This is a genomic window from Methylobacillus sp. DLP286, from assembly GCF_056636515.1.
The window spans coordinates 1,158,580-1,184,830 of sequence record NZ_CM153145.1; the positions used below are offsets into that span (position 1 = coordinate 1,158,580).

At 60.1% G+C, this 26,251-nt stretch carries 16 protein-coding genes; 9 read left to right on the forward strand and 7 right to left on the reverse strand.

Annotated features, from left to right (window positions below; genetic code table 11):
- Window position 1 precedes the first annotated feature (1 nt).
- Window positions 2-1,903: an ATP-binding cassette domain-containing protein gene (locus ACWXTG_RS05620; RefSeq protein WP_480221007.1), complete on the reverse strand. Its 1,902-nt coding sequence runs from the start codon at window positions 1,901-1,903 to the stop codon at window positions 2-4.
- 209 nt (window positions 1,904-2,112) lie between these two features.
- Here ACWXTG_RS05620 and ACWXTG_RS05625 point away from each other — a divergent pair, with 209 nt between their 5' ends.
- From ACWXTG_RS05625 to ACWXTG_RS05650, 6 genes are all read left to right on the forward strand, one after another.
- Window positions 2,113-5,967: a YhdP family protein gene (locus tag ACWXTG_RS05625; protein WP_480221008.1), complete on the forward strand. Its 3,855-nt coding sequence runs from the start codon at window positions 2,113-2,115 to the stop codon at window positions 5,965-5,967.
- A gap of 64 nt (window positions 5,968-6,031) precedes the next feature.
- On the forward strand, window positions 6,032-6,889 hold the full coding sequence (locus ACWXTG_RS05630) for a carbon-nitrogen hydrolase family protein (RefSeq protein ID WP_480221009.1): 858 nt from the start codon (window positions 6,032-6,034) through the stop codon (window positions 6,887-6,889).
- Window positions 6,890-7,130: 241 nt separating this feature from the next.
- Window positions 7,131-8,606 carry a metalloprotease TldD gene (gene tldD / locus ACWXTG_RS05635; protein ID WP_407997064.1) on the forward strand — a complete coding sequence of 492 codons (1,476 nt, stop codon included), beginning with the start codon at window positions 7,131-7,133 and terminating at the stop codon, window positions 8,604-8,606.
- 80 nt (window positions 8,607-8,686) lie between these two features.
- Window positions 8,687-8,962, forward strand: coding sequence for a DUF2934 domain-containing protein (locus tag ACWXTG_RS05640; protein WP_309565577.1), 276 nt, complete (start codon window positions 8,687-8,689; stop codon window positions 8,960-8,962).
- Window positions 8,963-9,120: 158 nt separating this feature from the next.
- A complete protein-coding gene (gene mfd, locus ACWXTG_RS05645; RefSeq protein WP_480221010.1) occupies window positions 9,121-12,525 on the forward strand; it encodes a transcription-repair coupling factor in 3,405 nt (1,134 codons plus the stop codon).
- A 1-nt stretch (window position 12,526) separates the two neighbouring features.
- Entirely contained in the window at window positions 12,527-13,165 is a 639-nt protein-coding gene (locus tag ACWXTG_RS05650; protein ID WP_309565579.1) for a DedA family protein, read from the forward strand.
- A gap of 116 nt (window positions 13,166-13,281) precedes the next feature.
- Here ACWXTG_RS05650 and ACWXTG_RS05655 read toward each other — a convergent pair whose 3' ends face one another.
- The 5 genes from ACWXTG_RS05655 to ACWXTG_RS05675 all read right to left on the reverse strand — a co-directional run bounded on the left by ACWXTG_RS05655 (window position 13,282) and on the right by ACWXTG_RS05675 (window position 22,899).
- Window positions 13,282-14,232: a choice-of-anchor A family protein gene (locus ACWXTG_RS05655; protein ID WP_309565580.1), complete on the reverse strand. Its 951-nt coding sequence runs from the start codon at window positions 14,230-14,232 to the stop codon at window positions 13,282-13,284.
- A 263-nt stretch (window positions 14,233-14,495) separates the two neighbouring features.
- Window positions 14,496-17,891, reverse strand: a complete 3,396-nt coding sequence (locus tag ACWXTG_RS05660; RefSeq protein ID WP_480221011.1) for a UvrD-helicase domain-containing protein — start codon at window positions 17,889-17,891, stop codon at window positions 14,496-14,498.
- Entirely contained in the window at window positions 17,888-20,668 is a 2,781-nt protein-coding gene (locus ACWXTG_RS05665) for a PD-(D/E)XK nuclease family protein (protein WP_480221012.1), read from the reverse strand. The genes ACWXTG_RS05660 and ACWXTG_RS05665 overlap by 4 nt, the downstream gene beginning before the upstream one ends.
- 142 nt (window positions 20,669-20,810) lie before the next feature.
- Window positions 20,811-21,836, reverse strand: a complete 1,026-nt coding sequence (locus tag ACWXTG_RS05670) for a M48 family metallopeptidase (protein ID WP_480221013.1) — start codon at window positions 21,834-21,836, stop codon at window positions 20,811-20,813.
- 25 nt (window positions 21,837-21,861) lie between these two features.
- Window positions 21,862-22,899 carry a YjgN family protein gene (locus tag ACWXTG_RS05675; protein ID WP_480221014.1) on the reverse strand — a complete coding sequence of 346 codons (1,038 nt, stop codon included), beginning with the start codon at window positions 22,897-22,899 and terminating at the stop codon, window positions 21,862-21,864.
- 164 nt (window positions 22,900-23,063) lie between these two features.
- On the opposite strand from ACWXTG_RS05675, the gene greB reads away from it, so the two are divergent.
- The 3 genes from greB to efp are packed head-to-tail and all read left to right on the forward strand — an operon-like array spanning window position 23,064 to window position 25,287.
- Window positions 23,064-23,561, forward strand: a complete 498-nt coding sequence (greB, locus tag ACWXTG_RS05680) for a transcription elongation factor GreB (RefSeq protein ID WP_480221015.1) — start codon at window positions 23,064-23,066, stop codon at window positions 23,559-23,561.
- Window positions 23,562-23,569: 8 nt separating this feature from the next.
- Window positions 23,570-24,670 carry an elongation factor P maturation arginine rhamnosyltransferase EarP gene (earP, locus tag ACWXTG_RS05685; RefSeq protein WP_480221016.1) on the forward strand — a complete coding sequence of 367 codons (1,101 nt, stop codon included), beginning with the start codon at window positions 23,570-23,572 and terminating at the stop codon, window positions 24,668-24,670.
- Between the two features lie 59 nt (window positions 24,671-24,729).
- On the forward strand, window positions 24,730-25,287 hold the full coding sequence (efp, locus tag ACWXTG_RS05690; protein WP_089374702.1) for an elongation factor P: 558 nt from the start codon (window positions 24,730-24,732) through the stop codon (window positions 25,285-25,287).
- 322 nt (window positions 25,288-25,609) lie between these two features.
- On the opposite strand, the gene ACWXTG_RS05695 is transcribed toward efp, so the two are convergent.
- The gene (locus tag ACWXTG_RS05695; RefSeq protein ID WP_480221017.1) at window positions 25,610-26,248 is read right to left on the reverse strand and encodes a hypothetical protein; all 639 of its coding nucleotides are present in this window, start codon (window positions 26,246-26,248) and stop codon (window positions 25,610-25,612) included.
- Between the last annotated feature and the right edge of the window lie 3 nt (window positions 26,249-26,251).

Sequence of the window (26,251 nt, forward strand, 5' to 3'; positions counted from 1 at the left end):
TTCAACTGATTTCCGGCAAGGCTTCCAGTTGCTCCTGCAGGCTGAGCCAGCGCTCCTCGGCGTGGCCCAATTGCTGCTCAAGCTCGGCCTGGCGCTTCTGCAGGGTTTGCAGGCGGGTTTTGTCTGCCTCCTGGTATAGCTCGGGCGCGGCCAAGGCTTGTTCCAGCTGGTTCTTTTCCGGCTGCCAGGCGGCCATTTTCTTTTCTATCTGCTCCAGCTCTTTCAGCAATGGCCTGCGTTCCTGCAACCTTGCATGGCGTTCTGCCTTGTTCTGCGCGCGTGCATTGGGCGCCGCCTCGGGCTTGATTTTTTCTTCCTTGGCCTTGTCACGCAGGCGCTGCTCATTGAGCCAGTTGCGGTAATCTTCGAGGTCGCCGTCGAACTCCTGCACCTTGCCGTCCGCCACCAGCAGGAAGTGGTCGCAGGTGGCGCGTAGCAGGGCGCGGTCATGCGACACCAGCACCATGCCGCCCTGGTAGTCCTGCAGGGCCATGGTCAGGGCATGGCGCATTTCCAGGTCGAGGTGGTTGGTCGGCTCGTCCAGCAACAGCAGGTTGGGACGCTGCCAGATCAGCAATGCCAACGCCAGCCTGGATTTTTCACCGCCGGAAAACGCGCCGACCGCGCTGGTGGCCATGTCGCCGCGGAAATCGAAACCGCCCAGGTAGTTGCGGTGCTCCTGCTCGCGTGTCTCGGGGTCCAGGCGCAGCATGTGCTGCAATGGCGATTCGTCGGCGCGAAGTTGTTCGAGCTGGTGCTGGGCGAAGTAGCCGAGGCGCAAATCCTTGCCTTCCACCCGTTTGCCTTGCAAGGGCGTCATGGCATTGGCAAGCAGCTTGATCAGGGTGGACTTGCCTGCGCCATTGCGGCCGAGCAGGCCGACCCGCTCGCCCGGGCGCAAGGTCAGCATGATGCGCTGCAATATTGGGGTGGATTGATAGCCTGCATCGGCCTCATCCAGCACCAGCAACGGATCGGGTGCGGCCAATGGCTCGCGGAAGCTGAAGCTGAACGGGCTGTCCACATGCGCCGCATTGATCAGTTCCATGCGCTCCAGCATCTTGATACGGCTTTGCGCCTGCCTGGCCTTGGTGGCCTGGGCACGGAAACGGTCGATATATTTCTGCAAGTGCGCCACTTCGCGCTGCTGCCGCTCGTAGTTTGCCTGCTGTTGTGCCAGCCGTTCGGCGCGCTGTCGCTCGAAATCGGAATAGCCGCCGCGATAAAGAGTGAGTTTCTGCTGCTCGATATGCGCGATGTGGTTGACGATGGCATCAAGGAAATCGCGGTCGTGCGAAATCAACAGCAAGGTGCCGCGGTAATCCTTGAGCCAGTTTTCCAGCCAGATCACGGCGTCGAGGTCGAGGTGATTGGTCGGCTCGTCAAGCAGCAGCAGGTCGGAACGGCTCATCAACGCGCGGGCAAGGTTGAGCCGCACGCGCCAGCCGCCGGAGAAATCGGAAACCGGGCGTTGCAAATCGGCGGTAGCGAAGCCGAGGCCATGCAACAGCTCGGCCGCCCGCGCACGTGCGGAATAGCCATCGATCTCGCCTAGGCGGGCATGCAACTCGCCGACCTTTTCGCCTTCTCCCGTGGCCTCTGCCTCGCGCAACGCCGCCTCGACCTGCCTCAGCTCGACGTCGCCATCCAGCGTGAACTCGATCGCAGCGTCGGCAAGCGCCGGGGTTTCCTGTGCCACATGGGCAATGGTCCAATGGGCGGGAATTTCCAGTTCGCCCGACTCGGGATGCAGTTCGCCGCGCAACATGGCGAATACGCTGGACTTGCCTGCGCCGTTCGCACCGGTCAGGCCGACTTTGTGGCCGGGATGAAGCTGGAAGCTTGCGCCTTCGACCAGGCACTTCACTCCACGGTATAATTTGATGTTTTTTAGCTGAATCAAGAACTTTACTCGATAATGCCCAAGTCTAAAGAAGGACTTTTGCAGGAAATATATTGTCAACAATTGTTATTGTAAGCCAATCCTGGCAACTTTCGCCCTTCAAGCGTTGACCAACCATCGTGCCAATGAAATACTTTGGGCATATTAAATAGACATGCTGCTCACAGGCACAATTCGTGCGGATTCCGGCGATGATAGTGCAATAAAATATGGTCAAAAAGTCCCTGCTATGGTGTTACCGCGCCACCCTTGCCCTGCTATGGTTCGCCATCATTGCATTCTCCATCATCGTCCTCAGCCTGCGCTACCTCGTCCTGCCCAATATCGGCGAATACCGCGAACGCATTGCCGCCAAGGTCAGCGAGGCATTGGGCCAGACCGTCACCATCCAGCAACTGCATGCGAGCTGGAGCGGATTGAACCCGCACCTATCCCTGCGCGACATCGATATTTACGACGCCGAGCAGCGCGTCGCGCTTTCCTTCCAGCATATCGAGGCCAGCGTATCGTGGCTGAGCATTGCCCTGCTGGAGCCTCGCCTCAGTTCGCTCGTCATTCACGAGCCCGCATTGAACATCCGCAGGGAGGCGGACGGCACGGTCTATATCGCCGGCATTGCAACCGGCGGCCCCTCCAAACCGGACTTCGCCAATTGGCTGCTGCGCCAGGCCAGCATTGATGTGAGTAATGCCAGCATCACCTGGCATGACGACTTGCGCCAGGCCCCGCCGCTGAGCCTGGACAAACTCAACTTGCATGTCGAAAACCCGGCCTGGAGCAGCCTGGTCGGCCACCACCGCTTTGGATTGCAGGCCGTCCCTTCGGTGGCGGCTTCCGGGCCGATCGATGTACGCGGCAACCTCTACGGCAAGGACATCAGCAGGCTGGACGACTGGCGCGGCACCTTGTATGTCCACGCCGACGGCACCGATATCGCCGCCTGGCACCAATGGCTGCCGGCCAACCTGATCGATATCCGCCAAGGGTACGGCGCCACGCGGGCATGGCTGGAGTTTGCCAACGGCGAGCCCAAGAAGCTCGTCAGCGACATGATCCTGCACAACGTCGTCAGCCGCATTATCCATGACCAGCCCGAAACCAGGCTGGATAAACTCTCCGGCAGGCTGACCTGGATCAAGCACAGTGACGGGCAGGAGCTGGTGGCCGAAAACCTCAAGATCGCCACCCCCAACGGCCTGGATATGCAGAACGGCCAGATTGCGCTGCGCGAACGGCATGCTGCGGAAAAGCAATCGCTCGAAGGCAACATCACACTCGATGAAATATCGCTGCCGTCCGCCCATCTCCTCGCATCCCACCTGCCCTTGCCGGAAAAACTCAAGCAGACCCTGGAGGAGATCAAGCCCGCGGGCGACCTGCACAAGCTCAGCCTGGAATGGACCAGCCATGGCGGCTTTCCGGAAAAATACAAGCTCCACGCGCAGTTCAGCGACTTGGGCATGCAGCCCTACATGAAGATACCTGGCTTCAAGCAGTTGAGCGGCTCCATCAGTGCTGATGAAGATGGCGGCAGCCTCACGCTCAACTCGCGCAACACGGAGCTTGAGTTCAAGGACATACTGCGCTGGCCGTTGCCTGTGGACAAGCTCACCGGGCAGGTGAAATGGAAAACCAATGACGGCAAACCGGAAGTTCGCGTCAACAATCTCAATATTGCCAACCGACACCTTGCAGGCGCCATCAACGCCAGCTTCCAGCACGACCCTGCCAAGGGCGGCATACTCGAACTGATCGGCAAGTTCAACCGCGTGGATGGGCAGCATGCGCGCTTCTACTACCCATTGTTGCTGGGCGAGCATACCCTGTCATGGCTGGACAACTCCATCCTGGCCGGCAAAAGCGAGGACGTCAGCGTCATCATCAAGGGCAACGTGCGCCAATTCCCCTTCGCCGATAACAAGAACGGCTTGTTCCAGGTCAAGGCGAAAATTCACGACGGCGAACTCAAGTTCGCCCCGGAATGGCCCAAGATCGAGAACATCGCCCTCGACATGCTGTTCGAGGGCAACCGCATGGAACTGAATGCCAACAAGGGCAGCACACTGGGCACGCAAGTGGTCAGGAGCAAGGTCGTGATACCGAACCTGGCATCGCACCAACCGGTCCTGAGCGTGGTGAGCGAAGGGCAGGGCCCGATCAGCAACGGCATCCAGTACCTCAATTCCAGCCCGCTGGTCAAGATCATGGGCGGCTTCACCCAAGGCCTGCAAACCAGCGGCAACGGCAAGCTGGCGCTGGACTTGCAGATTCCGCTGCATGACGTCAACACCACCAAGGTCAAGGGCAGCTACACCATCATCAACGGCAGCCTCTCCAGCGACGACACGCCGCCGCTGACCCGCATCAACGGCAAGCTGGACTTCACTGAAAACGGCGTACGCGGCCAGAACCTGGGGACCTGGGTGTACGGCGGCCCGGCGCAGGTCAGCCTCAACACTGGCAAGGACAAGTCCGTCCGCATCACCGCACGCGGGCAGGTCAGCGACGCCGGCCTGCGCTCCAGCTTCGGCAATGGCGTCTTCGACCGCATATTCGGCACTGCGGACTGGAACGGCAATATCAATGTCAGCCCCAATGGCGTCGACATCGCCATCAATTCAAACCTGCAAGGCATGACGTCCAGTCTGCCCTTTCCGCTCAACAAGGCCATGAATGACAACGTGCCGTTGCGCATCGAGAAAAAGCAGCCCAATCCCAGCCAGGACAATATCAGCATCAGCTATGGCAACAACCTCGGCGCCTTATTCACCCGCAGCAAACAGGGCAACGGCGACTGGAAAATCGAGCGCGGAGACATCGGCTTCAACGTGGCGCCCTCCCTCGCCCAGCAGTCGGGCATCACGGTGCACGGCAAGATCGAGCACCTGGATGTGGACGAATGGCGGGAGCTGGCAAGCAGCACCAAGGGCGGCAGACAGCAAGCCGGCAACAGTGTCGACATCCGCAAGATAGACCTCGACATCAACAAGCTGGACGTGTTTGACCGCCGTATCAACGACCTCAAGCTGGCCGCCATCGCGATCAAGGACGGTTGGCAGATGCAGGCGCAAAGCAAGGAATTGACCGGCGATATCCAGTGGCTGAGCCAGGGCAACGGCAAAGTGCTGGCCCGCCTGAAACGCCTGAGCATTCCCTCCTCGACGCCGGATACCGCCATGTTGCGCACGCAAGGCCAATTCAGCCAGCAAAGCAATGTCAGCGAATATCCCTCGCTGGACATCGTCGCCGACAGCTTCGAATATGGCGCCAAGCAACTGGGGAAGCTGGAGCTGCTCGCCAACGAGCACAACAATGACTGGAGCATAGAGAAACTGCGCATTTCATCCCCGGAAAGCGAGCTGAACGCCGATGGCGAATGGCATAACTGGAAGCGCTCCCCCAACACCCGCCTCAACATCAACTGGAAAATCAGCAACGTAGGCAAGACACTGGAACGCTTCGGCTACCCCAATGCCATCAAGGACGGCAACGCCAACCTCACCGGCCAGCTCAAGTGGCCCGGCAGCCCGCACGACTTTGAAACCACCAAGCTGAGCGGCGACCTCCAACTCGACGTGCGCAAGGGGCAGATCCTCAAGATACAGCCCGGCGTCGGCCGCCTGTTCAGCGTGCTGACGTTGCAGAACCTGCCGCGCCGCCTTACTTTCGATTTCCGCGATGTGTTCAGCAGCGGCTTTGCTTTCGACAAGATCGGAGCCAACGTGCGCATTGATGACGGCATCATGCGCAGCGACGATTTCCGCCTGGAAGGCCCTACCGCCCTGGTGCAAATGACCGGGGAAACCGACCTGCAGAAGGAAACCCAGCACATCAAGGTCAAAGTGACGCCCTATGTCAGCGACAGCCTCTCGATTGCGGCGCTTGCAGGCGGCCCTGTCGTGGGCGCCGCCACCTACCTCGCGCAGAAACTGCTGAAAGACCCGCTGAACCAGATCGCCTCCTCGGAGTACGAGTTCGTCGGCACCTGGGACAACCCGGTGGAAATCAAGGCAAGCAGCAAGCGGGACAATGCCAACCAGGCGCCTCTGCCGCTGGGCAGGTGACTGGTTGCTCATACAAATGCAACAAACCAAGCTGATAATTCGCATTCCGTCCGGAAATTAAAATATGGCCATCAAATCAAGAGAAAAAGTTGCCAAAAGCAAGACCAAGAACTCCATCCCCGGGATCAACCGCATCGCTGCCATCCAGATGGCCTCCGGGCCTTATGTCGCCGCCAACCTGAGCGAAGCGGAACGCCTGATCGAAATTGCCGTCAACATGGGCGCCAAGCTCGTCGCCCTGCCGGAATACTTTGCCATCATGGGGCTCAAGGACACCGACAAGGTCGCCGTCCGTGAAAAGGAAGGCAGCGGCCCGATCCAGCGCTTTCTCTCGAAGACGGCAAAAAAACACCAGGTCTGGATCATCGGCGGCTCCGTCCCCTTGGAATGCGACAACCCGGAAAAAGTCCGCAACGCCTGCCTGGTCTACGACGACAAGGGCAAGCAGGTGGCGCGTTATGACAAGATCCACCTGTTCGGCTTCGAAAAAGGCCAGGAACACTACCAGGAAAAGAAGACCATAGAGCCCGGGAGCAAAGTCGTCACCGTGGACACCCCCTTCGGCAAGCTCGGGCTTTCCATCTGCTACGACCTGCGCTTTCCCGAGCTGTACCGCGCCATGGGGGATGTCGACATCATCGCCGTGCCCTCGGCCTTTACCGAGACGACGGGCAAGGCCCACTGGGAAACCTTGATCAGGGCACGCGCGATCGAGAACCTCTGTTACGTAATTGCGCCGGGCCAAGGCGGCTATCATGCTTCCGGGCGCGAAACCCACGGCAACAGCATGATAGTGGACCCCTGGGGCGTCGTGCAGGACAGGCTGCCGCGCGGGTCGGGCATCGTGATCTCCTCCATCAATACCGCCTACCTGAAGAGCCTGCGCAAGAGCCTACCGGCATTGAAGCACCGCAAGCTGTAAAAGAGCAACTGACAAAACTCGGCGAAGCGATCCTGGCTAGGCGCTCTGCCGCAGACAGTACACGCAGTACGGCAAGACAGGGCAACAACGGCAAGAGGAGTTTGTTGGTTGCTCTAATTGCCTGGCTTGAAAAACAGCCAAACAGCTCAATATCTTGATCATCATTTACAGAAAATACTTATGTTCCGCCATCCCGGCGGGCTGTTATGATGGTATCAATCAACCTTGAAGACGTTCCGCCATGAAGCCAGATACATTACCGACCGCCTCCAGCCCCGCCACCGACTCGCATTTCCATACTGCGACAGAAGCCCTGCTCAACCCTAGCGGCTTGGATGTCGGCCACTTGCAGGGCGTGATCAGCAATATCATGTCGCACCAGGTGGATTACGCCGACCTGTACTTCCAATACAGCCGTGCGGAAAGCTGGGGATTGGAAGAAGGCCAGGTCAAGTCGGGCAATTTCAGCATCGACCAAGGGGTAGGCGTACGCGCGGTGAGCGGCGAGAAAACCGCATTCGCCTATTCCGACGACATCAACCTGGCAGCCTTGAAACAGGCCGCCACCGCCACCCGCGCCATCGCCGCGCTCGGCGAGGAAAAGCAGGGACAAGCCGTTCAGCGCATCAGCGCGCCCCAACTCTACCTGCCGCAAGACCCCATTGCCTCGCTGAGCGCCGAGGCCAAGGTCAAGCTGCTGGAGCGCCTGGAGTTGTATGCGCGCAAGGCGGACCCGCGCATCACCCAGGTCATGGCCTCGGTCGCAGGCGAATACGAAGTGGTCATGGTGGCGCGCCACGATGGCGTCATGGCGGCTGACGTACGCCCCTTGGTGCGACTCTCCATCCAAGTGATCGCCGAGCAGAACGGCAGGCGCGAGCAAGGTTCCGCCGGCGGCGGCGGCCGCTTCGACTACAGCTATTTCACCGACGAAGTGTTGCAGGATTACGCGCAGAAAGCCGTGCACCAGGCGTTGGTGAACCTGGAGGCGCGCCCTGCCCCCGCAGGCAGCATGACGGTCGTCCTCGGCGCCGGCTGGCCCGGCATCCTGCTGCACGAGGCCATCGGCCACGGCCTGGAAGGCGACTTCAACCGCAAGGGCAGTTCCGCGTTCAGCAACGCGATCGGCCAGCAGGTCGCTGCCAAGGGCCTGACCGTGGTCGACGACGGCACCATCAGCAACCGCCGCGGCTCGCTCAATATCGACGACGAAGGCAACCCCACCCAGCGCACCGTGCTGATCGAGGACGGCATCTTGCGCGGCTACCTGCAGGACAGCCTCAATGCCCGCCTCATGAACATGGCGCTGACAGGCAACGCCCGCCGCGAATCCTACGCCCATATCCCCATGCCACGCATGACCAATACCTACATGCTCAACGGCAACATGGCGCCAGAGGAAATCATCAAGTCGGTGAAGAGAGGACTGTATGCCGCCAACTTCGGCGGCGGTCAGGTGGATATCACCAGCGGCAAGTTCGTATTTTCCGCTGCCGAGGCATGGATGATCGAGGACGGCAAGCTCGCCTACCCGGTCAAGGGTGCCACCTTGATCGGCAACGGACCGGACGTGCTCACCCGCGTGTCCATGATCGGCAACGACATGGCACTGGACAGCGGCGTCGGCACCTGCGGCAAGGAAGGCCAGAGCGTGCCGGTCGGCGTCGGCCAGCCCACCCTGCGCATAGACGGCTTGACGGTAGGCGGAACGGTTTAATATGATGGGAAGCGAAGGTTACCGCCTTCGCCTCCCATTCCAAGCAGCATGGAAGTCCCGACTACAAGAAAGGAACCGAAATGGCTACATCCAAGAGCACTACTGCAAAAAAAACCGCAACGCCCAAGGCCGTAACGGCAAAACCAGCATCTCCCAAAAAAACCACCGCCACCAGGAAGGCTAGCACGAGCAAGGCCAAGATTACCGATACCGTGACTCAGATCAGCCCGGAAGAACGCTATCGCATGGTGGAAGTAGCCGCCTATTTTCTTGCCGAACGCAATGGTTTTGCTGGCAGCCCGGTGGAATACTGGACGGCTGCCGAAGCGCAAATCAGCAAGCTGCTCAGCAAGTAACTCTCTCAAGTCCGGCTCCTGGCATGTCCGCAAGCGGACAGCCTGGAATGCCATTTGGGACACCCCATCCCAGAATTCCGCCTGATGCCGGTATTAGCCCTGTCCGGTAGGTGAAAAGGCTATAATAAGCCGTTTATTCAATACGTCACAGCAAAGCAATGCAGTTTTCCCTGCCCATCCCGGCACCCGGCCAAACATCCCGGATCGATCCACTCACGCCCGGCACCGACAGCCTGGCGCTCGCACAACTCGCCATCCAGCGCATACAGGCATCAGCCAAGACACCTATCGTCGTCATCACTTCGAACGCCTTCGATGCACAGCGCCTGCTGGAAGAAATTCCCTGGTATGCGCCGCAGTTGCGCGTGTACCTGCTGCCCGATTGGGAAACCTTGCCGTACGACCATTTCTCGCCGCACCCGGACCTGATCTCGGAGCGGCTGGCGACGCTGTACCAGATCAGCCAGAACAGTTGCGATATCGTACTCGTGCCGATATCGACTGCGCTGCTGCGCCTGCCGCCTCATGCCTACCTGTCAGCCCATACTTTCTTGTTGAAAAAGGGACAAACACTCGATATCGAGGCCTTGCGCAACCAATGTGCCGATGCAGGCTACCACCATGTCAGCCAGGTCATGAGCCCGGGAGAGTTCAGTGTGCGTGGCGGCCTCATCGACCTGTTTCCCATGGGAAGCGCCCTGCCTTACCGCCTGGACCTGTTCGATGACGAAATCGAGACCATCCGAACCTTCGATGTCGATACCCAGCGCAGCCTCTACCCGGTGGCCGATATCCGCCTGCTGCCGGCCAAGGAATTTCCGCTGGATGAAACCGGCATCGCCCGCTTCCGCCAGAGTTTTCGCGAAGTGTTCGAGGGCGACCCCTCGCGCAGCCGCATCTACAAGGATGTTTCCAAGGGCATCGCCAGCGGCGGCATCGAGTGGTACCTGCCGTTGTTTTTCGAACAGACCGCGACGCTGCTGGATTATGTCCCGCCAGACGCCCTGCTGTGCCTGCATGGCAATCTCGACCAAGCGTCGCAAGCCTTCTGGCACGACGCGCAATCGCGCTACCGCCAGCTGGCGCACGACCCCGAGCGCCCCATCCTCAAGCCGGATGCGCTGCTGATCAAGGCGGAGGATTTCTTCAGCCAAAGCCACGGCTGGGCCAGGATGCAACTGAGCCTGGATGCGGAAAAGAAACTGCCCGCGCTCGAAGTGGAACGCCGTTCCGAACAACCGCTGCATAAGCTGGAGGACTATATCCGCCGCTTCAAGGGCCGCATCCTGATTGCAGCCGAAAGCCTGGGCCGCCGCGAAACCATGGCGCAGCTTTTCAACGACCATGGCATCCAATTCGAGACCTGCGAGGACTGGCAAGGCTTCCAGGCTGGCGCCGCCCACGTCATGCTGGGCATCGGCCCCCTGCATGGCGGCTTCAGGCTGGTGGACGTGACCGTCATCACCGAAGCCGAGCTCTACGCCAACACCGTGCGCCAGCAGCGCCGCCGCGACAAGGAAAAGCAGCGCAATACCGAGGGCATGCTCAAGGACCTCTCCGAGCTGCGCGAGCACGACCCGGTGGTGCACGAACAGCATGGCGTAGGCCGCTACCGCGGCCTGGTCAATATCGACTTCGGCGAAGGCGAGACCGAGTTCCTGCTGCTCGAATACGCCGGCGACGACAAGCTCTACGTACCGGTGTCGCAACTGTTCCTGATCTCGCGTTATTCCGGCGGGCCGCCGGAATCCGCTCCACTGCACCGCCTGGGTAGCGGCCATTGGGAAAAGGCCAAGAAAAAAGCCTTGAAGCAGGTGCGCGATACTGCCGCGGAACTGCTCAACCTCTACGCTCAGCGCGCGGCGCGCAAAGGCCATGCCTTCAAGCTCGGCCTGCATGATTACGAGGCGTTTGCCGAAGGCTTCCCGTTCGAGGAAACCGCCGACCAGCTTGCCGCGATCGAGGCCGTCATTGGCGACATGCAGTCCGGACGCCCCATGGACAGGCTGGTCTGCGGCGATGTCGGTTTCGGCAAGACCGAGGTGGCCTTGCGCGCCGCTTTCGTCGCCGTCATGGGCGGCAGGCAGGTGGCCGTGCTGGTGCCGACGACGCTATTGGCCGAACAGCACTTCAACAACTTCAGCGACCGCTTTGCCGACTGGCCGGTGAAAATCACTGAAATCTCCCGCTTCCGTACCGCGAAGGAACAAGCGCAGGCGCTCAAGGGCCTGGAAGACGGCAGCATCGACATCGTCATCGGCACCCACCGCCTGATCCAGAAGGACGTCAAGTTTAAGAACCTCGGTCTGGTCATCCTCGACGAGGAGCACCGTTTCGGCGTGCGGCAGAAGGAACAGCTCAAGGCCTTGCGCGCCGAAGTGGACGTGCTGACGCTGACCGCGACGCCGATCCCGCGCACCTTGTCGATGGCAATGGAAGGCCTGCGAGAATTCTCGGTGATCGCCACGCCGCCGCAGAAGCGCCTGGCGATCAAGACCTTCGCCACCCATTATTCCGAAGGCATCATCCGCGAAGCCGCCATGCGCGAGTTCAAGCGCGGCGGCCAAGTCTATTTCCTGCACAACGAGGTGGATACCATCTTCGTCATGAAGGAGAAACTGGAGAAAATCCTGCCCGAAGCCCGTATCGGCATCGCCCACGGCCAATTGCGCGAACGCGAGCTGGAGCACGTGATGCGCGACTTCTACCAGCAGCGCTTCAACCTGCTGCTGTGCACCACCATCATCGAGACCGGCATCGACGTGCCGACGGCCAACACCATCATCATGAACCGCGCCGACATGTTCGGCCTCGCGCAGCTGCACCAGCTACGCGGACGCGTGGGCCGCTCGCACCACCAGGCCTATGCCTACCTGCTGACCGACCCCGACCGCAACATCACGCCACAAGCGCAAAAGCGCCTGGATGCCATCCAACTGCTCGAAGACCTGGGCGCAGGCTTCCACTTAGCGATGCACGACTTGGAAATCCGCGGTGCGGGCGAATTGCTGGGCGACAGCCAAAGCGGGGAAATGCAGGAAATCGGCTTCACCCTCTATTCCGACATGCTCAACCATGCCGTGAAACAGCTCAAGGCAGGCAAGGAGCCGGACCTCTCGGCCCCGCTCGGCGTTACCACCGAAATCAACCTTCATACGCCTGCCTTATTACCGAACGACTATTGCCCGGACGTGCATGAACGCCTGGTGCTCTACAAGCGCCTGGCCAACTGCAACGACGACGATGAGCTGGACACCATGCAGGAAGAACTGATCGACCGTTTCGGATTACTGCCTGAACAAGGCGAGGCATTGATGGCCTGCCACCGCTTGCGCATCGCCGCCAAGCCGCTGGGCATCAACAAGATCGACGCCAGCGACTCCGCGATCCAGCTGCATTTCGCGCCGAGCACCGACCTCGACCCGACCAAGCTCATCGCGCTGTTGCAACGCGACCGCCGCTGCCGCATGAACGGGCCGGACAAGCTCAGGGTTACGGTACAATACCCCGGCATTGCGCCACGCACTGACTTCATCAAAAACTTGTTAAAGGAACTCGCCTGACATGCTGGAAAAAATCATTGCCGCGGTTGCCGCCTGGATCATCGGCATCATCTCGACCATGGGCTACGGCGGCATCGTGTTGCTGATGGCGATCGAGTCCGCCTGCATTCCCCTGCCTTCTGAAATCATCATGCCGTTTGCCGGCTACCTGGTGTTCACGGGAGAGCTGACTTTATGGGGCGTGGCGCTGGCTGGGGCTGTGGGCTGCGTGGTCGGCTCCATCCCCGCCTATTATCTGGGCATGTTCGGCGGCCGCCCACTGGTGGAAAAATACGGCAAGTGGGTGCTGATCTCGCATCACGACCTGCATCTGGCGGACCGCTGGTTCGAGAAATACGGCGACATCATCATCTTCATCGGCCGCCTGCTGCCTGCGGTACGCACCTTCATCGCCTTCCCGGCCGGGGTCGCACGCATGCATCTGGGCAAGTTCGTCGCCTATACCTTCGTCGGCTCCCTGATCTGGTGCTTCCTGCTGGCATATGCCGGCATGAAATTCGGCCAGCACTGGGAGTCCTTAGAGGTTTACTTCCACCAGTTCCATATCGTGTTGGTCGTCGTTGGCGTGATCTTTGCCGTGTGGTACGTCAGGCGCCACTTCAAGGCCATCCGCCGCGTACACCACCACGACCACCGTTAATCCGGACTGCATCCCGTCAAAACGGATAGAGAAACGCAAACGCCAGAAAGGAAAAAAGCGTGGGTAATGCTACCCCACGCCTTTCTCCTCCTCTATCCCCCCCGGGATTCAGACGGTCAGACCTTAGCGGTCAACATCTTTCTACGACGCTTGGCTGTCACGAGGATAACAGTCAGGCCTGCCAACAGCAGGGCGTAGTGATGCGGTTCGGGTACTGCAGTAGTGATATTGTTGAATAGTGGTGTATCAGCTGTGGCAAAACTGCCATTGCCCAATGTCACGCTGTTGTTCCAGTTATTAGCAACCACGGTACCGTACAAATTGCCGGAGCCTGGGTTGATCGTGGCATCCACAGCTAGAATGCTGGCATACAGACTTGAGGCATTCAGAGTCACACTGGTTGCTTCATAGAAATTAAACAGCACATTGTATTGACTGCCAAAACCCTGCCATTGCCAACCCAAAGTTGCGCTTTCGCCGGCAACATTGAAAATCAAGGTGGTACCAGCCGCAATACTGTTAAAAAACAGGTTGTTGAAACTGGCAAACTCACTGGCATTCAACGAAAAAAATTCCACATTGGCGCCAGAGCCTGTGAACACCTTGCTATTCTGGTTCCATTGATCCAAGGCGGCATAGCTACCGGTGGCAGTCACACCAGCCAGTTGACTGGATAAGGCGCTCAACTCAGACTTTGCAGTAGCAAAATCAATTGGTGCAGCGACTGTCGCCGCAGTATCGACGCGACCCGACACACTATATTGCTGGGTAATGCCATTATTACCGCCTATCCAGGCGTTGCCATTGAGGCTGCCGCCGTTTACCTGGTTGAAATTTCCGCCTACCACCAGGCCATATTCGTTATTCTTGCCGTTCGCGATACTGTTGCTGGACAAGGTTGCGTTGCCGCCAATGGCGAGAGCCCCTGCAACCGAATTACCCCAAGTTGTGTAATCACCAAAAATAAAAGCGTTGTAATTGGAAGCAACCCCAAGATCAATCGTACCCGCAGCGGCCGGAGCAGAGATTGCTGCCAATACTGCCAACATACCTAACTTCGTTTTCATCTTCACTTTTCCTATAGTGGGGTTACGTTCGCTTTACTATAAGCAACCCCTGTACCAATCTGGATCGACAGTATGCCAAATTAAGGATTCATGGGTAAATATATTTAAAATTCAATACCTTAAAAATTAACGGCCATATATTTTCAATTAAAAACGCCTGATTGTGGTTGAAGACCATGCCAGCCCATATGACAAAATTTCCACACATCCATCAAAATTCTGACAATTATGCGTCATGATTTCGTCAATCCTGACACTTCATTTCAAGGCAACTCGCAGAGTTTGCCTAGCGCCATGAAGTAAATCGCCTTGCGAACTGTGATTCTCTCATCCGCAAACAACGCAGCATAACCGGCCAATTGGGCTTCATACGCCGAAGCGGCCTTCAATATCGTTTCATTATCCGCACCGGCAGGCAGCTGTGTCGACTTGTAGTCGATAATCCAGCGCTCGCCATTCTCGATAAAGCACCGGTCGACGATTTGCTGCTTGAAGCCTGTATCGCCGATATGCCCGATAGCGAGCTCGGCTGCCGCCTGCGGACGGGCCGACAATACCCAACGGCCATCCTGGCTTTGCAAGGTAAGCTCCAACAACTGCAGCACCTGGTCTGCCGCCGCCTGAGCGGCATGGTGCTGATGCCCTTGCCGGATCAGCCAGCGGGCCATCGCAGGCTTCAGGCTCGGCAGGCGCGCAAGCCAGTCATCCAGATCAGGATCGGCAGCGATCATTTCTACATATTTATGCGCAAGTGTGCCGATATGGGCTTCCAGCCCTGCTTGCCTGCCCAACATCGGCGCCTCGCCATGTGGCTGGCCGGAAGAAATGGCTTCGTGCCTGTTGTCGGCATATATGGCGGGCATCCCTGCTTCTGCAACCCTGACCAGCTTGGGAATGAAGTCGGCCAACAGCGGGCCTTGGCTTGCATTATTCGCAGGCTGAACATCTTGCGCAGCCATTTGCAGGAACTCGCCCGCCAGATGCGGCCATAGCAAATCGAGGAAGGCGCCTCCGGCAGGCTTGAGCTCGCCCTTGGCATTCGGGGCGACGCTGCCAAGCAGGTGCAGGCACCGCTCCGTGCGGGTCGCCGCGACATAGAGCACCCGCGCGCTTTCATTATCCGCGCGTTCCTTTTCCAGCATCCTGAGGTAGCTGTACGGACTGGGTTCGTCCCGCCCCGCTGCGCCTTTGGGAATGAAAGGGGCGGTGACCAGCTCGGTGCTGACGCCCGCCTCGCTCTCCACCGCCACCTCTTCCCATAGCAACAATGGCGTTTCGCCGTTGCGGGGGCGGCGCTCCAACCCCGGTAGGATGACCGTATCGAATTCCAGGCCCTTGGACTTGTGGATGGTCATGAACTGCAATTGGCCGTCGGCTGCAACATCCGGTGCGGCATAGAGCTTTTCCACCTCCTGCACCAGGCGCTCAAGGCTGAAGCGGCCTTGTTGGTCAAGCTGGTCAACCAGCGCGAAAAAGGCTTCCACGTCGGCAATATCGCCCGGCTGCCACAAGCATTGCGCGCCGCCCAGCATCAGCCAGGCGCTCTCCAGCCACCGGCTCAAGGGCATGCGCCCTTGCTGCCCCAGGACTTCCGACAACACATGCACCACATGCTGGCTGCGCCGGCGGCCATCCTCGCTCATGGCGGCCAGCAAACCGCCATCATGCAACAACGACCAGACCGTGCGATAGCGCTCACGCCCGGCCAATACATGCAGGTCGGCAAGCTGCAGGCCGCACCAGGGCGCGCGCAATATCGCCAGCCAGTTGACGCGGTCGGCGCGCTGCAACAGGGCATGGATAAGGGCCAGCAGGTCCTGCACGCTCTGGCGTCCCGTAAGCTGCTCGATTTCCACCGCCTGGAAACGCAGGTCGGGATGGCGGCGGCGGATTTCCGCCACCAGCGTTTCAAGATGCGCGCGTGCGCGCACCAATACCGCAATGTTCGCATCAGGCTTGCTTGCCCAGGTATTACGTATGATCTCGATCACCGTAGCCGCCTCGCGGATGCGCAGGGCTTCGGCGTCCTCTTCAGTTCCGCAGATCAACGGATGCACCGTCACGCCGGCACCGGCCTCATACCCGCGGGTCGCCACGAACTCGCGGTAGCGGATTGCGCCCTGCACGACGCTGTCATCGGCAGGGAACACATGCCGGAACGTGGCATTGATCCAGTCCACCACGGGCGGCGAAGAACGGTTGTTGCGGCAAAGCTGCAGACGCTCCAGCGGCAGCTCGCCTATGCCCTCCTCGGCCACTTCGAGGAACAGGCCGACGTTGGCCTTGCGGAAGCGGTAAATCGACTGCATCGGGTCGCCTACGGCAAACAAGGTCCGCCCATCGCCGGGCGTCCACCCTTGCGTCAGCCGCTGCAACAGCTTGACCTGGCCCGGGCTGGTGTCCTGGAACTCGTCCACCAGCAAATGGCTGATCTCATAATCCAGCTTCAAAGCCAGCTCGCTGGGCGCATCGTCCTCATTGCCCAATGCCCGCAACGCGCGCTGCGACACCTCGACAAAATCGACCTCTCCCGCCTGCTGGAACACCAGCCACAATTGCGCCACGGCAATGTTCAACAACTGCGCCAACGCCGCCACCATTTGCCAGCTTTGTCCGTCCTGCCGCAACGGCAGGCTGCGCAGGCGCTGCAAAGCCGCTTCCGCGCCGGCAGTCTGCTGCAAGGTGGCAATGATCTCGGCAAACTGCTCCTTGAACGGCTTGGATTCCGGCGTTGCCGGGAAGCCGTTCTTGACGGTGACCGTCTTGCGCAATGTGCCGGTGCCGGTCAGCACCAGGTCGCAAAGCGCCAGCCATGCACGCAATGCCTGCGGTGCGGCAGGCAATGGCGTTTCCCAATCCAGCAACAAGGCCTGGGGCACGTCGCAGGCCAGGTTGCCGGCGGCATACCGCGCCACCGGCATCAAGGCGCTTTGCAAGCGACCCGGCAATAGGTTGGCGGCAGCTTGCAGGTCTTGGGCGATCAAGTGCTCCAGCGCCCGCTCGGCGGCCTGCTGCAGGTCGCCGTGGTTGGCGTAATCCAGCCACTGGTCGCGCTTGCCCAGCATATCGACCAACAGGCCCGTGAGTTTCTGCACGTCGTTGTCGACATAGCTCAGCGCAAGCCTTACCGCCTCGCCCAAGCCGTCTTCATCCACCAAGGCAAGCGTGCGCTCGGCGGCAAGCCGGTAATGCGCAGTGGCATCCTCGGTGATGGCAGGCTGGCTGCCGAAGCGGCTCAACAACGGCATCTGCCGCGCCAGGTGGCCGGATAAGGAGTCGATCGTGAATATCCTCAGCCGCGAGGGATTGTCCAGCAGCTGCCAGTCTTGGCTGGCCGCATGCTGCAATGCCGCCACGCCCAGCCTGAAGGTCTGCTGCTTATGCGCCGCCAGCGGCATGTTGCCGCTCGCCGCCATGAGCAGGCTGTCGAGAATGCGCGAGCGCATCTCGGCGGCCGCCTTGTTGGTGAAGGTGATCGCAATGATCTGCTCGGGCGCAGATACGGTGGTGAGCAGGCGCAGGAAGCGTTGGGTCAGCAGCTCGGTCTTGCCGGCGCCTGCAGGCGCTTCCACGATGAAGGAGGCAAGCTCGAGGGCGCGTTCGCGGCTGACGCGGTCCAGCTCCAGCAAATCCATGGCTTGATCCGTTTCTTGCGTCATTGTGCTCTCCCCTGCTGCATATGCTCGAACTGCAGCCGCCTTTCCGGCAGGCGCAGCAAGGGCAGCACTTCGCAATAGGCCAGTTCCTTTTCGTCCTTCACCAGCACCGCCGCCTCGCCGCGCTTCAACTCATCGACCACCGCGGTGATGCTGCCGCGCCAGTGCGCGAGCACGCTGTGCCAATCAGGGAAATCCGCCTCGGGAAAGATTTCCCGCGTCTTCTTGTCGTCCAGCACCGGCATCGACGGCAGCACGCTTTCGCTGGAAAGCCCGGCAAACCCGTGCTCCCCCAGCTTGATCATGGCGAAGGCGATAGCGGAGATTTCGGCGCTGTCGCCGCCCGTGCTGCCTGCTCCCGCATCTGCCGGGTCGGGCGACGACAGCACAAAGGCGGCATAGACCGGCAATTGCGGTTCGGTGATGCGGTTTTGCGCCCAGTTGCGGGTATCGGGCTTGCGGCCGGTCTTGTAGTCGATGACGATGCGGCTGCCGTTTTCCAGCTGGTCGATACGGTCAATGACCAGGCTGATTTCCACCCCCTCGATGACCACCTTCTGTTGCTGTTCACTTGCCAGCACGGTAAACGGCTGTTCGCGCATTTTCTCCAAGGCCAGCCAGCCTTTCAGCAAGCGGGTCAGGCGCATGGTTTCCAGCCCGGCGAACGCGTCGCTCAATACTTCGCCGCAAGTTTCCATATAAGTAGCCAAGGCGGACCGCACCGCTTCGGCAAGCGCCTGTTCCAGTTGCAGCTCGTCCATCGCCTGCAGGTCGTGCAGGCCTCTTCCGCGCCAGAAATGCTCCAGCACCAGGTGCACCAGCGTGCCGCGTTCCGCCGCATCCAGGCCGTTGACAGGGGTCTTCAACGTCCGCGCATGCAAGCGGTACTGGAAATAGGCCCAGGCCGGGCAAACCGCTTGCGCCTTGAGCAGGCCGGTGCCGCCCGAGATATGCTCCCCTTCCGCAACCGGCGGCGCTTGGTGGTCATCCAGCCGCTGAAGCGGCTTGTTATCGTGCTCTGCCAGCATCTGCGCCAGGCTCTGGCTGGCTTCCGGCATATCTTCACGCAAGGGAATCGCCTGCACCAACGGGCTCAGGCGCAACTCGCGCTCGCCCTCCTTCGCTGCGCTTGAGAACACGACACGATGCGCACTATGCAGCAGGCGCTGATGGATCACCTGGGCAAATGCGGCCTGCACCACGCTATCGGCGTTCGGCACGCCATGCTGGCGTTGCATCGCGGCCGGCAGCAAGGGGTTGGGCCGCGGCGGCGGCGGCCAGCTATGGTCGTTCATGCCCATCACCCACAAGCCGTCCAGCGGCCCGCTGACGCTTTCCAGCATGCCCATGACTTGAAGTCGTACCTCGCCTTCCGCTTCCGGTTGGTAGATCTGCTCCTGCACCAGCTCGCGCAGCCTTGCCAATGCCTGCTGAAAAGATATGGGCTGCTGCAGCACATCCAGCGCCGCCATCGCCTGCAAGACCTTGTCGAAGGCCTGAATGGCCTGGAATTCGAAACTGGACAGGCTGCGCTGCCTGCCCGGCCAGTCCAGCGCTTCCAGGGTGCGCTGCATGACATCGACCCAGGCCGAAGGCAGCTGCTGGCCGGACTGGGCTTGCAGAATGTCCAATGCTGCATTGATGTGCGTCTGTAGGCCGGCCAACGATAACGGCGCTTTCTCGCTGCTCGCTTCGCGCCGGATGAACCGGACCAGGCGCGGCATGCTCATGGACAACGGCAGCCATTCCCGCATGCGCGCATCCAGCTGGGCGCGGGCATCCGCCTCGGTCACGGCATGCGACCAATAAGGCCGCTGCAGCAATTGCGAGAAATCCTGCTGTTCTACCTTGTCCCGGTGCCGGCACTGGCTGAAGAACCGCAGCAGCTCAAGCGCCGTCTGCACTACCTGCTCCCGCTGCAAGGGCTGCCCCAGGGAAAAATCATATTGCCGCGGCGCCTCCACCATGGCAGGCCGCACCCATGAAGGATGCAGCGCATCGTCCAGCAAACGTGCCAGCGTGCCCCGCAGCTTGGCTAATTCAGGCACCACAATGCCGATGCTGGCGCTGGGGTTTTCGGCAAGCTGCCGTTTCGCCCAGGCAACGGCGGCACGGCATTCCGCCTCCTGGTCAGCCAGCAGCACACGCCGGACATGGCCTGGCTCAGCCAGTCCGGTGTGGTGCCGCTGCACATCGACACCGCGCTGCCGCAATATTTCCTGCAATCGCGCCATTTGCGGCGTGATGCGGTCAAAGCCCGCGAACGCGATCCTGTCCGGCAGACGCCCCGCTCCGTTCGCCAGCATGTCGATCTGCCAGTCGAGATAACGCGCAGCCTCCATCCAGCCGCCCTGCCTGCAACGCGACACGAACTCGCGCCGCCAGGCGAGGAACTGGCGTGTTTCCTCGCTATAGCCGGCATCGGGCAACGGCAGGCGCCACTCCAGCAACAACTGATTTGCCTCCTGCGCCATGCATGCCAGCCCCTTGACGTCGAACAGTTCGCCAGCCACCTCGGCTGACAACATCTCCTTGATGACCGCCTCCCACAGCATGCGCTCCTGCACATTGCTCAGCACGCCCTGCGGCACCTGCCGCACGTCCAGCCCGCCCGTCAGCATGGCTTCCTCGAACAAGGCGTCCAGCCACTGGCTGACCGTCATGGCATCCAGCAGCGCCCATTGCTTCAGGCCTCGGGCCGACTGCGCCCTGGCATGGTCAAACTGCAATGCGCGCGCCAGCCGCGCCGTGGCGCAGAGAATTAGGTGATCGGTACTCATCAGCGGGATTTTACTTGATTATGCATCGGCATTCAGGACTTAGCGCGGCCAACAAGGCCCAGCGAAGCGATCCTGGCCAGGCGCTCTATAGTGGTACGGCAAACAGAACAGCTCTGCCAGGATGTTAGCTAGCCGCTCTTGCTTAAATTCCGCAACCTGCAGGCAGACCGTCCTTGAAAGGCGCAATGCGCGCTGCCGTATCGGGGTGCGAGGAAAGCATCTCCGGCATCCTGCCACCCTTGGCCTGGCGTTGCAAGGCGCTCAGTATTTCCGCAAATGCACTTGGAGGAATGCAGGCTTGCCGCAATGCTGCCAGGGCGTAGGCATCGGCCTCGGTTTCCATGCTGCGGGAGTAATTGAGCTGCAACAGCACGGCCGGCAGGCCGGAGGCCAGCGCGTCGAAATCGCCGGTCAGCGCCACCAGCACCAATCCCGACAATGTGGCCTGCAAGGCGTGGCGCAGGGAGTGGCGCCGCTGCACATGCCCTAGTTCGTGCGCGATCACGGCCAACACCTGATCGTCGCTGCGGCTCAATGCCACTAGCTCGTCGGTGACCACGATGATGCCGCCCGGCAGCGCCATGGCATTGGCGCCGATATCGCCGCCGCGTCGGAATTCCAGCCGGTGGGGCGGGCAACTTTCCTGGCGGGCGCAGAATGTAGCCAAAGCTTGCTCCAAGGCCTGCCGGCGTTCTGGCTTCAGCCTGGTCGGCTTGAAATAGCCATACTTGTGGTCCATGGCCTTGAGCACCTGTTCCCCCAGGCCGGATTCCGTGCCCGCAGGCACCATGCGCGCCACCTGCTCCGCGGCCAACGGCACGCCGTAGCGTATCATTCCCCAGCCGGCGAGCACGGCCAGCAACAATGCAAGCAGCACCCATGAGAGGTGATTTTCAATGAAATGCAGCAGGCGCCAGAAACGGTTGCCCGCAGGCAGGCGCAAGCTGTCGAAGGCCGCATGGTCCCGCGTTTCCAGGCGGCCGCCGTCCGGCAGCTCGATGACGCGCCTGGCGCTGCCTACCGGTGCCTGCGGCCGGATTGCCGCGAGCAGGAAACGTTCGGGTTCGCCGCCGATGCCAAAGCTCAGGTGCTGCGCTTCAAGCGTCACCAGCACCGGCTTGGCATCGGCAGTGATGCCGTCGAAATAATCCGCTTCAAAAACGCGCATGACAGGCCAATATGTGTTCCTGGAATTACCCCAGGGCAAGCTCGACATCGAACATCTCGCCGATTTCCTCGCCCGCTGCCTTGACTTCCGCCTTTTTCTCGCCGACGAAATGCGCAAAATCGGTCTCGCCCACCAAGCTCAGGCGCTCGGCATGGTAGCGCATGGTGCGGATTTGCGCCCATGGCGTCAGCAAGCCGAGCGAAAGCACGATCAGCAGCAGGTTGGTCGCATAGAGCCAGACCAGGTCGCGCGAGCGCAGGTTGGCGCTGAAGCCGACATGCTCGACGCGCGTGCCGTTCCAGACCAGGTTGAGCAAACGCGCGCGCAGGAAGGCCCCGCAAACGGTCAGGATCAGCAGGTAGATGAATATCAAGGGCACGATGGCTTGCTGCATGCTTTCCTTGGCCCAGGCGTCGGTGTTGTTGACGTTCAGCAAGCCGATGGACAGACCTGCCGCCAATAAAAGCCCAACCAACAGCAATAAGGCTTTCAGGTATGCGAAGTAAAAGTCCTTCACCTTGAAACCGGCAGTGAAGGGGCTTCTGCCGAAGCGGTGCCCTTCGGCCAGGAAGCGGTTGCGCCGCTGGGAAATGAAGGGGTACAGCAGGCCCAGCGTCAGCACCATCAGTATCGGCAACAGGATGTAATACAGCACTGCGTCCCATAGCCTGCCCTTGAAATCGAAGCGCAAGCCGCGATAGCTGGAGTTGCGCGCGTTGAAGGTCAACGAGCGCACAATGATCCAGGGCAGGAAGATAATAAAGGCGATGATGAACGCGCCGGACAATATGGGCGAAATCTCGGCGCTGATCGAATACAGGACGAACAAGCCGAAAGCGAGAAAGCGCCCCTTGAGGATGGCGACCGGCGAAGCGTGATAGTCGAAGGCGACGCCGTCGATGAAGGTATGCTGGTAGAAGTATTTCTTGCGCCTCACCTTGGCCCAGGCGGAATAAATGCCCAATGTCAGGATGCTCAGCAGCAGGTTGACGATCCAGATGCCGAAATACTCGCCCGCCCTGCCTGTGAACACGACAGGCCTTTTTTGCTCCCCACTCATCATGAAACTCCCTTAATTTATTGTTGCTGTTATATAAATTGATGATGCCTGCCTTGCCTGCCAGGCAGGTTGAGCTTACCTCCAAAGCTCATGCTCATGCAATGGGCTACGGCTTTTCACGCCTGCTCGCTTGACAGCCGGCGACTTGCCGCCTAATTTGCGAGCCTATGGCAGACAAGAAAAACTACATCACGCCGGAAGGCTATGCGCGGCTCAAGGACGAGTTCGAGCAACTCTACAAAATCGAGCGTCCCAAGGTCGTCAGCGATGTCTCCTGGGCGGCAGGCAACGGCGACCGCAGCGAGAACGGCGATTACATCTACGGCAAGAAGCGCCTGCGCCAGATCGACTCCCGGCTGCGCTTTCTCATGAAGCGCATGGACATTGCCGTGGTCGTGGACCCGGCGCAGCAGCAGGACCTGGAGAAAATCTATTTCGGCGCCTGGGTCGAGCTCTACTCCATCGACAAGGACAGCGAGCACCATTACCGCATCGTCGGCCAGGACGAACTCGAGCCGGGCAAGGGCTATATCAGCTGGATATCGCCGCTTGCCCGCGCGCTGCTCGGCAAGCAGCCCGGGGACGTGATCCGCGTGGAGACGCCTGCCGGGGAAGAAAGCTTCGAGGTCGTCGACGTGAGCTACCATGCACCTGGGCAAGGCTGACTGACGCCATGCGCTGGGACATCTTTTGCAGCATCGTCGACAACTACGGCGACATCGGCGTCTGCTGGCGTCTGGCCAGGCAATTGGCGCACGAGCACGGAATAAAAGTCAGGCTGTGGATAGACCGGCCCCAAATCGCCGCCAAGCTGGTCCAGGGATTGGACCCGGAACTGGCGTCGCAAGAAACCGCGGGAGTGGAAATCCGCCACTGGACTGCGCCATTCCCGCAAGCGGATGTTGCCGATGTCGTGATCGAAGCATTCGGCTGCGCATTGCCGGCACCCTACCTGCGCGCCATGCAGGATGCCCGGCCGGTATGGGTCAACCTGGAATACCTGAGCGCGGAACAATGGGTGGACGACTTTCACGCCCGGCCTTCCCCGCACCCGCAGCTTGGCTTGACCAAGCACTTCTTCTTTCCCGGGTTCAGCCCGGCCTCCGGCGGATTGCTGCGCGAAGGCCGCCTGCTGGCAGAACGCACGCGCTTCCAGCAGAGCCCGGCCTTGCAGGCAGCCTTCTGGCAGAGCCTGGGCATCATGCCGCAGCATGCCTATACCGTCAGCCTGTTCTGCTACCCGCATGCGCCGGTGGACTCGTTGCTGGAGGCCATGGCGGAAGCGGATAAACCGGTCCTCTGCATTATTCCCCACGGCCCTGTCGCCGACCAGGCCATGCATTGGCTGGAAGAGAGGGAGAATCAAGGCGGACTCAGAATCGCCACCGTCCCATTTCTCCCGCAGGACCGCTATGACCAGTTGCTCTGGGCTTGCGATCTCAACTTCGTGCGCGGCGAAGACAGCTGGGTCAGGGCACTATGGGCAGGCAAGCCCATGATCTGGCAGCCCTATCTGCAAGCGGAGGATGCCCACCTCGTCAAGCTGGAGGCCTTCCTGCAACGCTATTGTCAAGATAGTCCGTCAGACTTGACTGTACACATCATGGCGGCCCATCGCGCTTGGAACCGGTATGGCTTCACTTCCTCAGCCTGGCAAGCGCTGCTCACCGCCCTGCCCGGCTGGCAGCGGCAGGCGCAGAACTATGCCCAGGCATGTGCAAAAGAAACCGGCTTGGCCGCTAAGCTGGTGATTTACTGTAAGAAATTTTTTTGATTTTCGGGTATAATGCGCGACTTTTTACACTTTACCCTTTTTAAGTCCCAGGACATCACATGAAAACAGCTCAGGAACTTCGCGTAGGCAACGTATTTATGGTAGGCAACGATCCCATGGTCGTGCTGAAGGCCGAATACAGCAAATCGGGCCGCAACTCCTCCGTGGTCAAGATGAAATTCAAGAATCTGCTCACCGAGTCCCCGAGCGAAGCGGTATACAAGGCCGATGACAAGTTCGACGTGGTGGTGCTGGAAAAGAAGGAAGTGACCTACTCCTATTTCGCCGACCCCATGTACGTGTTCATGGACGCGGAATACAACCAGTACGAAGTTGAAGCTGAAACCATGGAAGACGCGCTCAAGTTCCTGGAAGACGGCATGGAGTGCGAAGTGGTGTTCTACAACGGCAAGCCCATCTCCGTCGAGTTGCCGAACTCCGTCGTACGCGAAATCACCTACACCGAGCCGGCCGTCAAGGGCGACACTTCCGGCAAGGTAATGAAGCCGGCTAAGATCAACACCGGCTTCGAATTGCCAGTGCCATTGTTCTGTGACATCGGCGACAAGATCGAAATCGATACCCGCACATTGGAATACAAGAACCGCGTGAAGTAAGAGCGATTGATTGCATTGAACAGGGAGCAATTGCTCCCTTTTTTATTAGCTCTAGAGCCTGTTCACGATCTTTTCATAGGGCACGCATGGCTCCAGGACGTATCCGATCAAGGCGCAGTCCGCAGGTAATGCTCATTGCCTTGCCAAGGACTGCAACGCAGAGCGGGCGCGTGTTGGGGCCATGCCCTTCGGGTTGCCCCGGCAGCGCAGCCGCTGCTGCGTTGCAAATCCTCGCCGGGCAATCAGCACGTCTGCGGTTTGCGCCTTGCATCACCTACCCTGCCGGGGCAACGTACCCTTTGAAAAGATCGTGAACAGGCTCTTACAACAAATCATGCACCCGAAAACTCAGGTGATGCCCTTGTATCTCGGCCTGGCGGATCGCCTGCGCCAATAGCTGGTCAGCCTTGACCGGCCCCAGGGCTTCGCACATCGCGACATAAGCCTGGTTGATGAACGACCGCAGCAGGTCGAGGCTGTAGCTGTGGGTCAGCGTGGCATTATGGCCTGCCAGCCACTCCTGCAATACCTGCTGGCGCACGCCTTCAAACTTTTGCTTGTCGAGCTGCTGCAACAGGCGGTTGCGAACCGCACCCTGCAATGCAGGCTCAATAAGCAATAGCATGGCTTGGAGCAGGACGGTGAACATACTGGTTTTATCATCTGCGCTTAGGCTTGTCGTGCGTTGCGCCGTTGCCGCATCGCCCTCCCGGGCGCCCGGGTCCGGCAGCAATTGTCTCTCCGGCAACTCCATGGCGCCGATCACGGCACGCAGCATCTGGCCGCGTTGCGCCTTGAGCGCCGGCCGTGTGCAGCATTTCGCGATGAACCTGCTCAGGGCAAATACTGGCTGCCCGGCATACTCTCGCTCCCATAACGCCACCGCAGGCAGCAACTCCTCATCGCTGAGGAATGGCCTGAGCCCGGTAAGGATTGCGCGGCGGCGTAACACGATATCCATAGA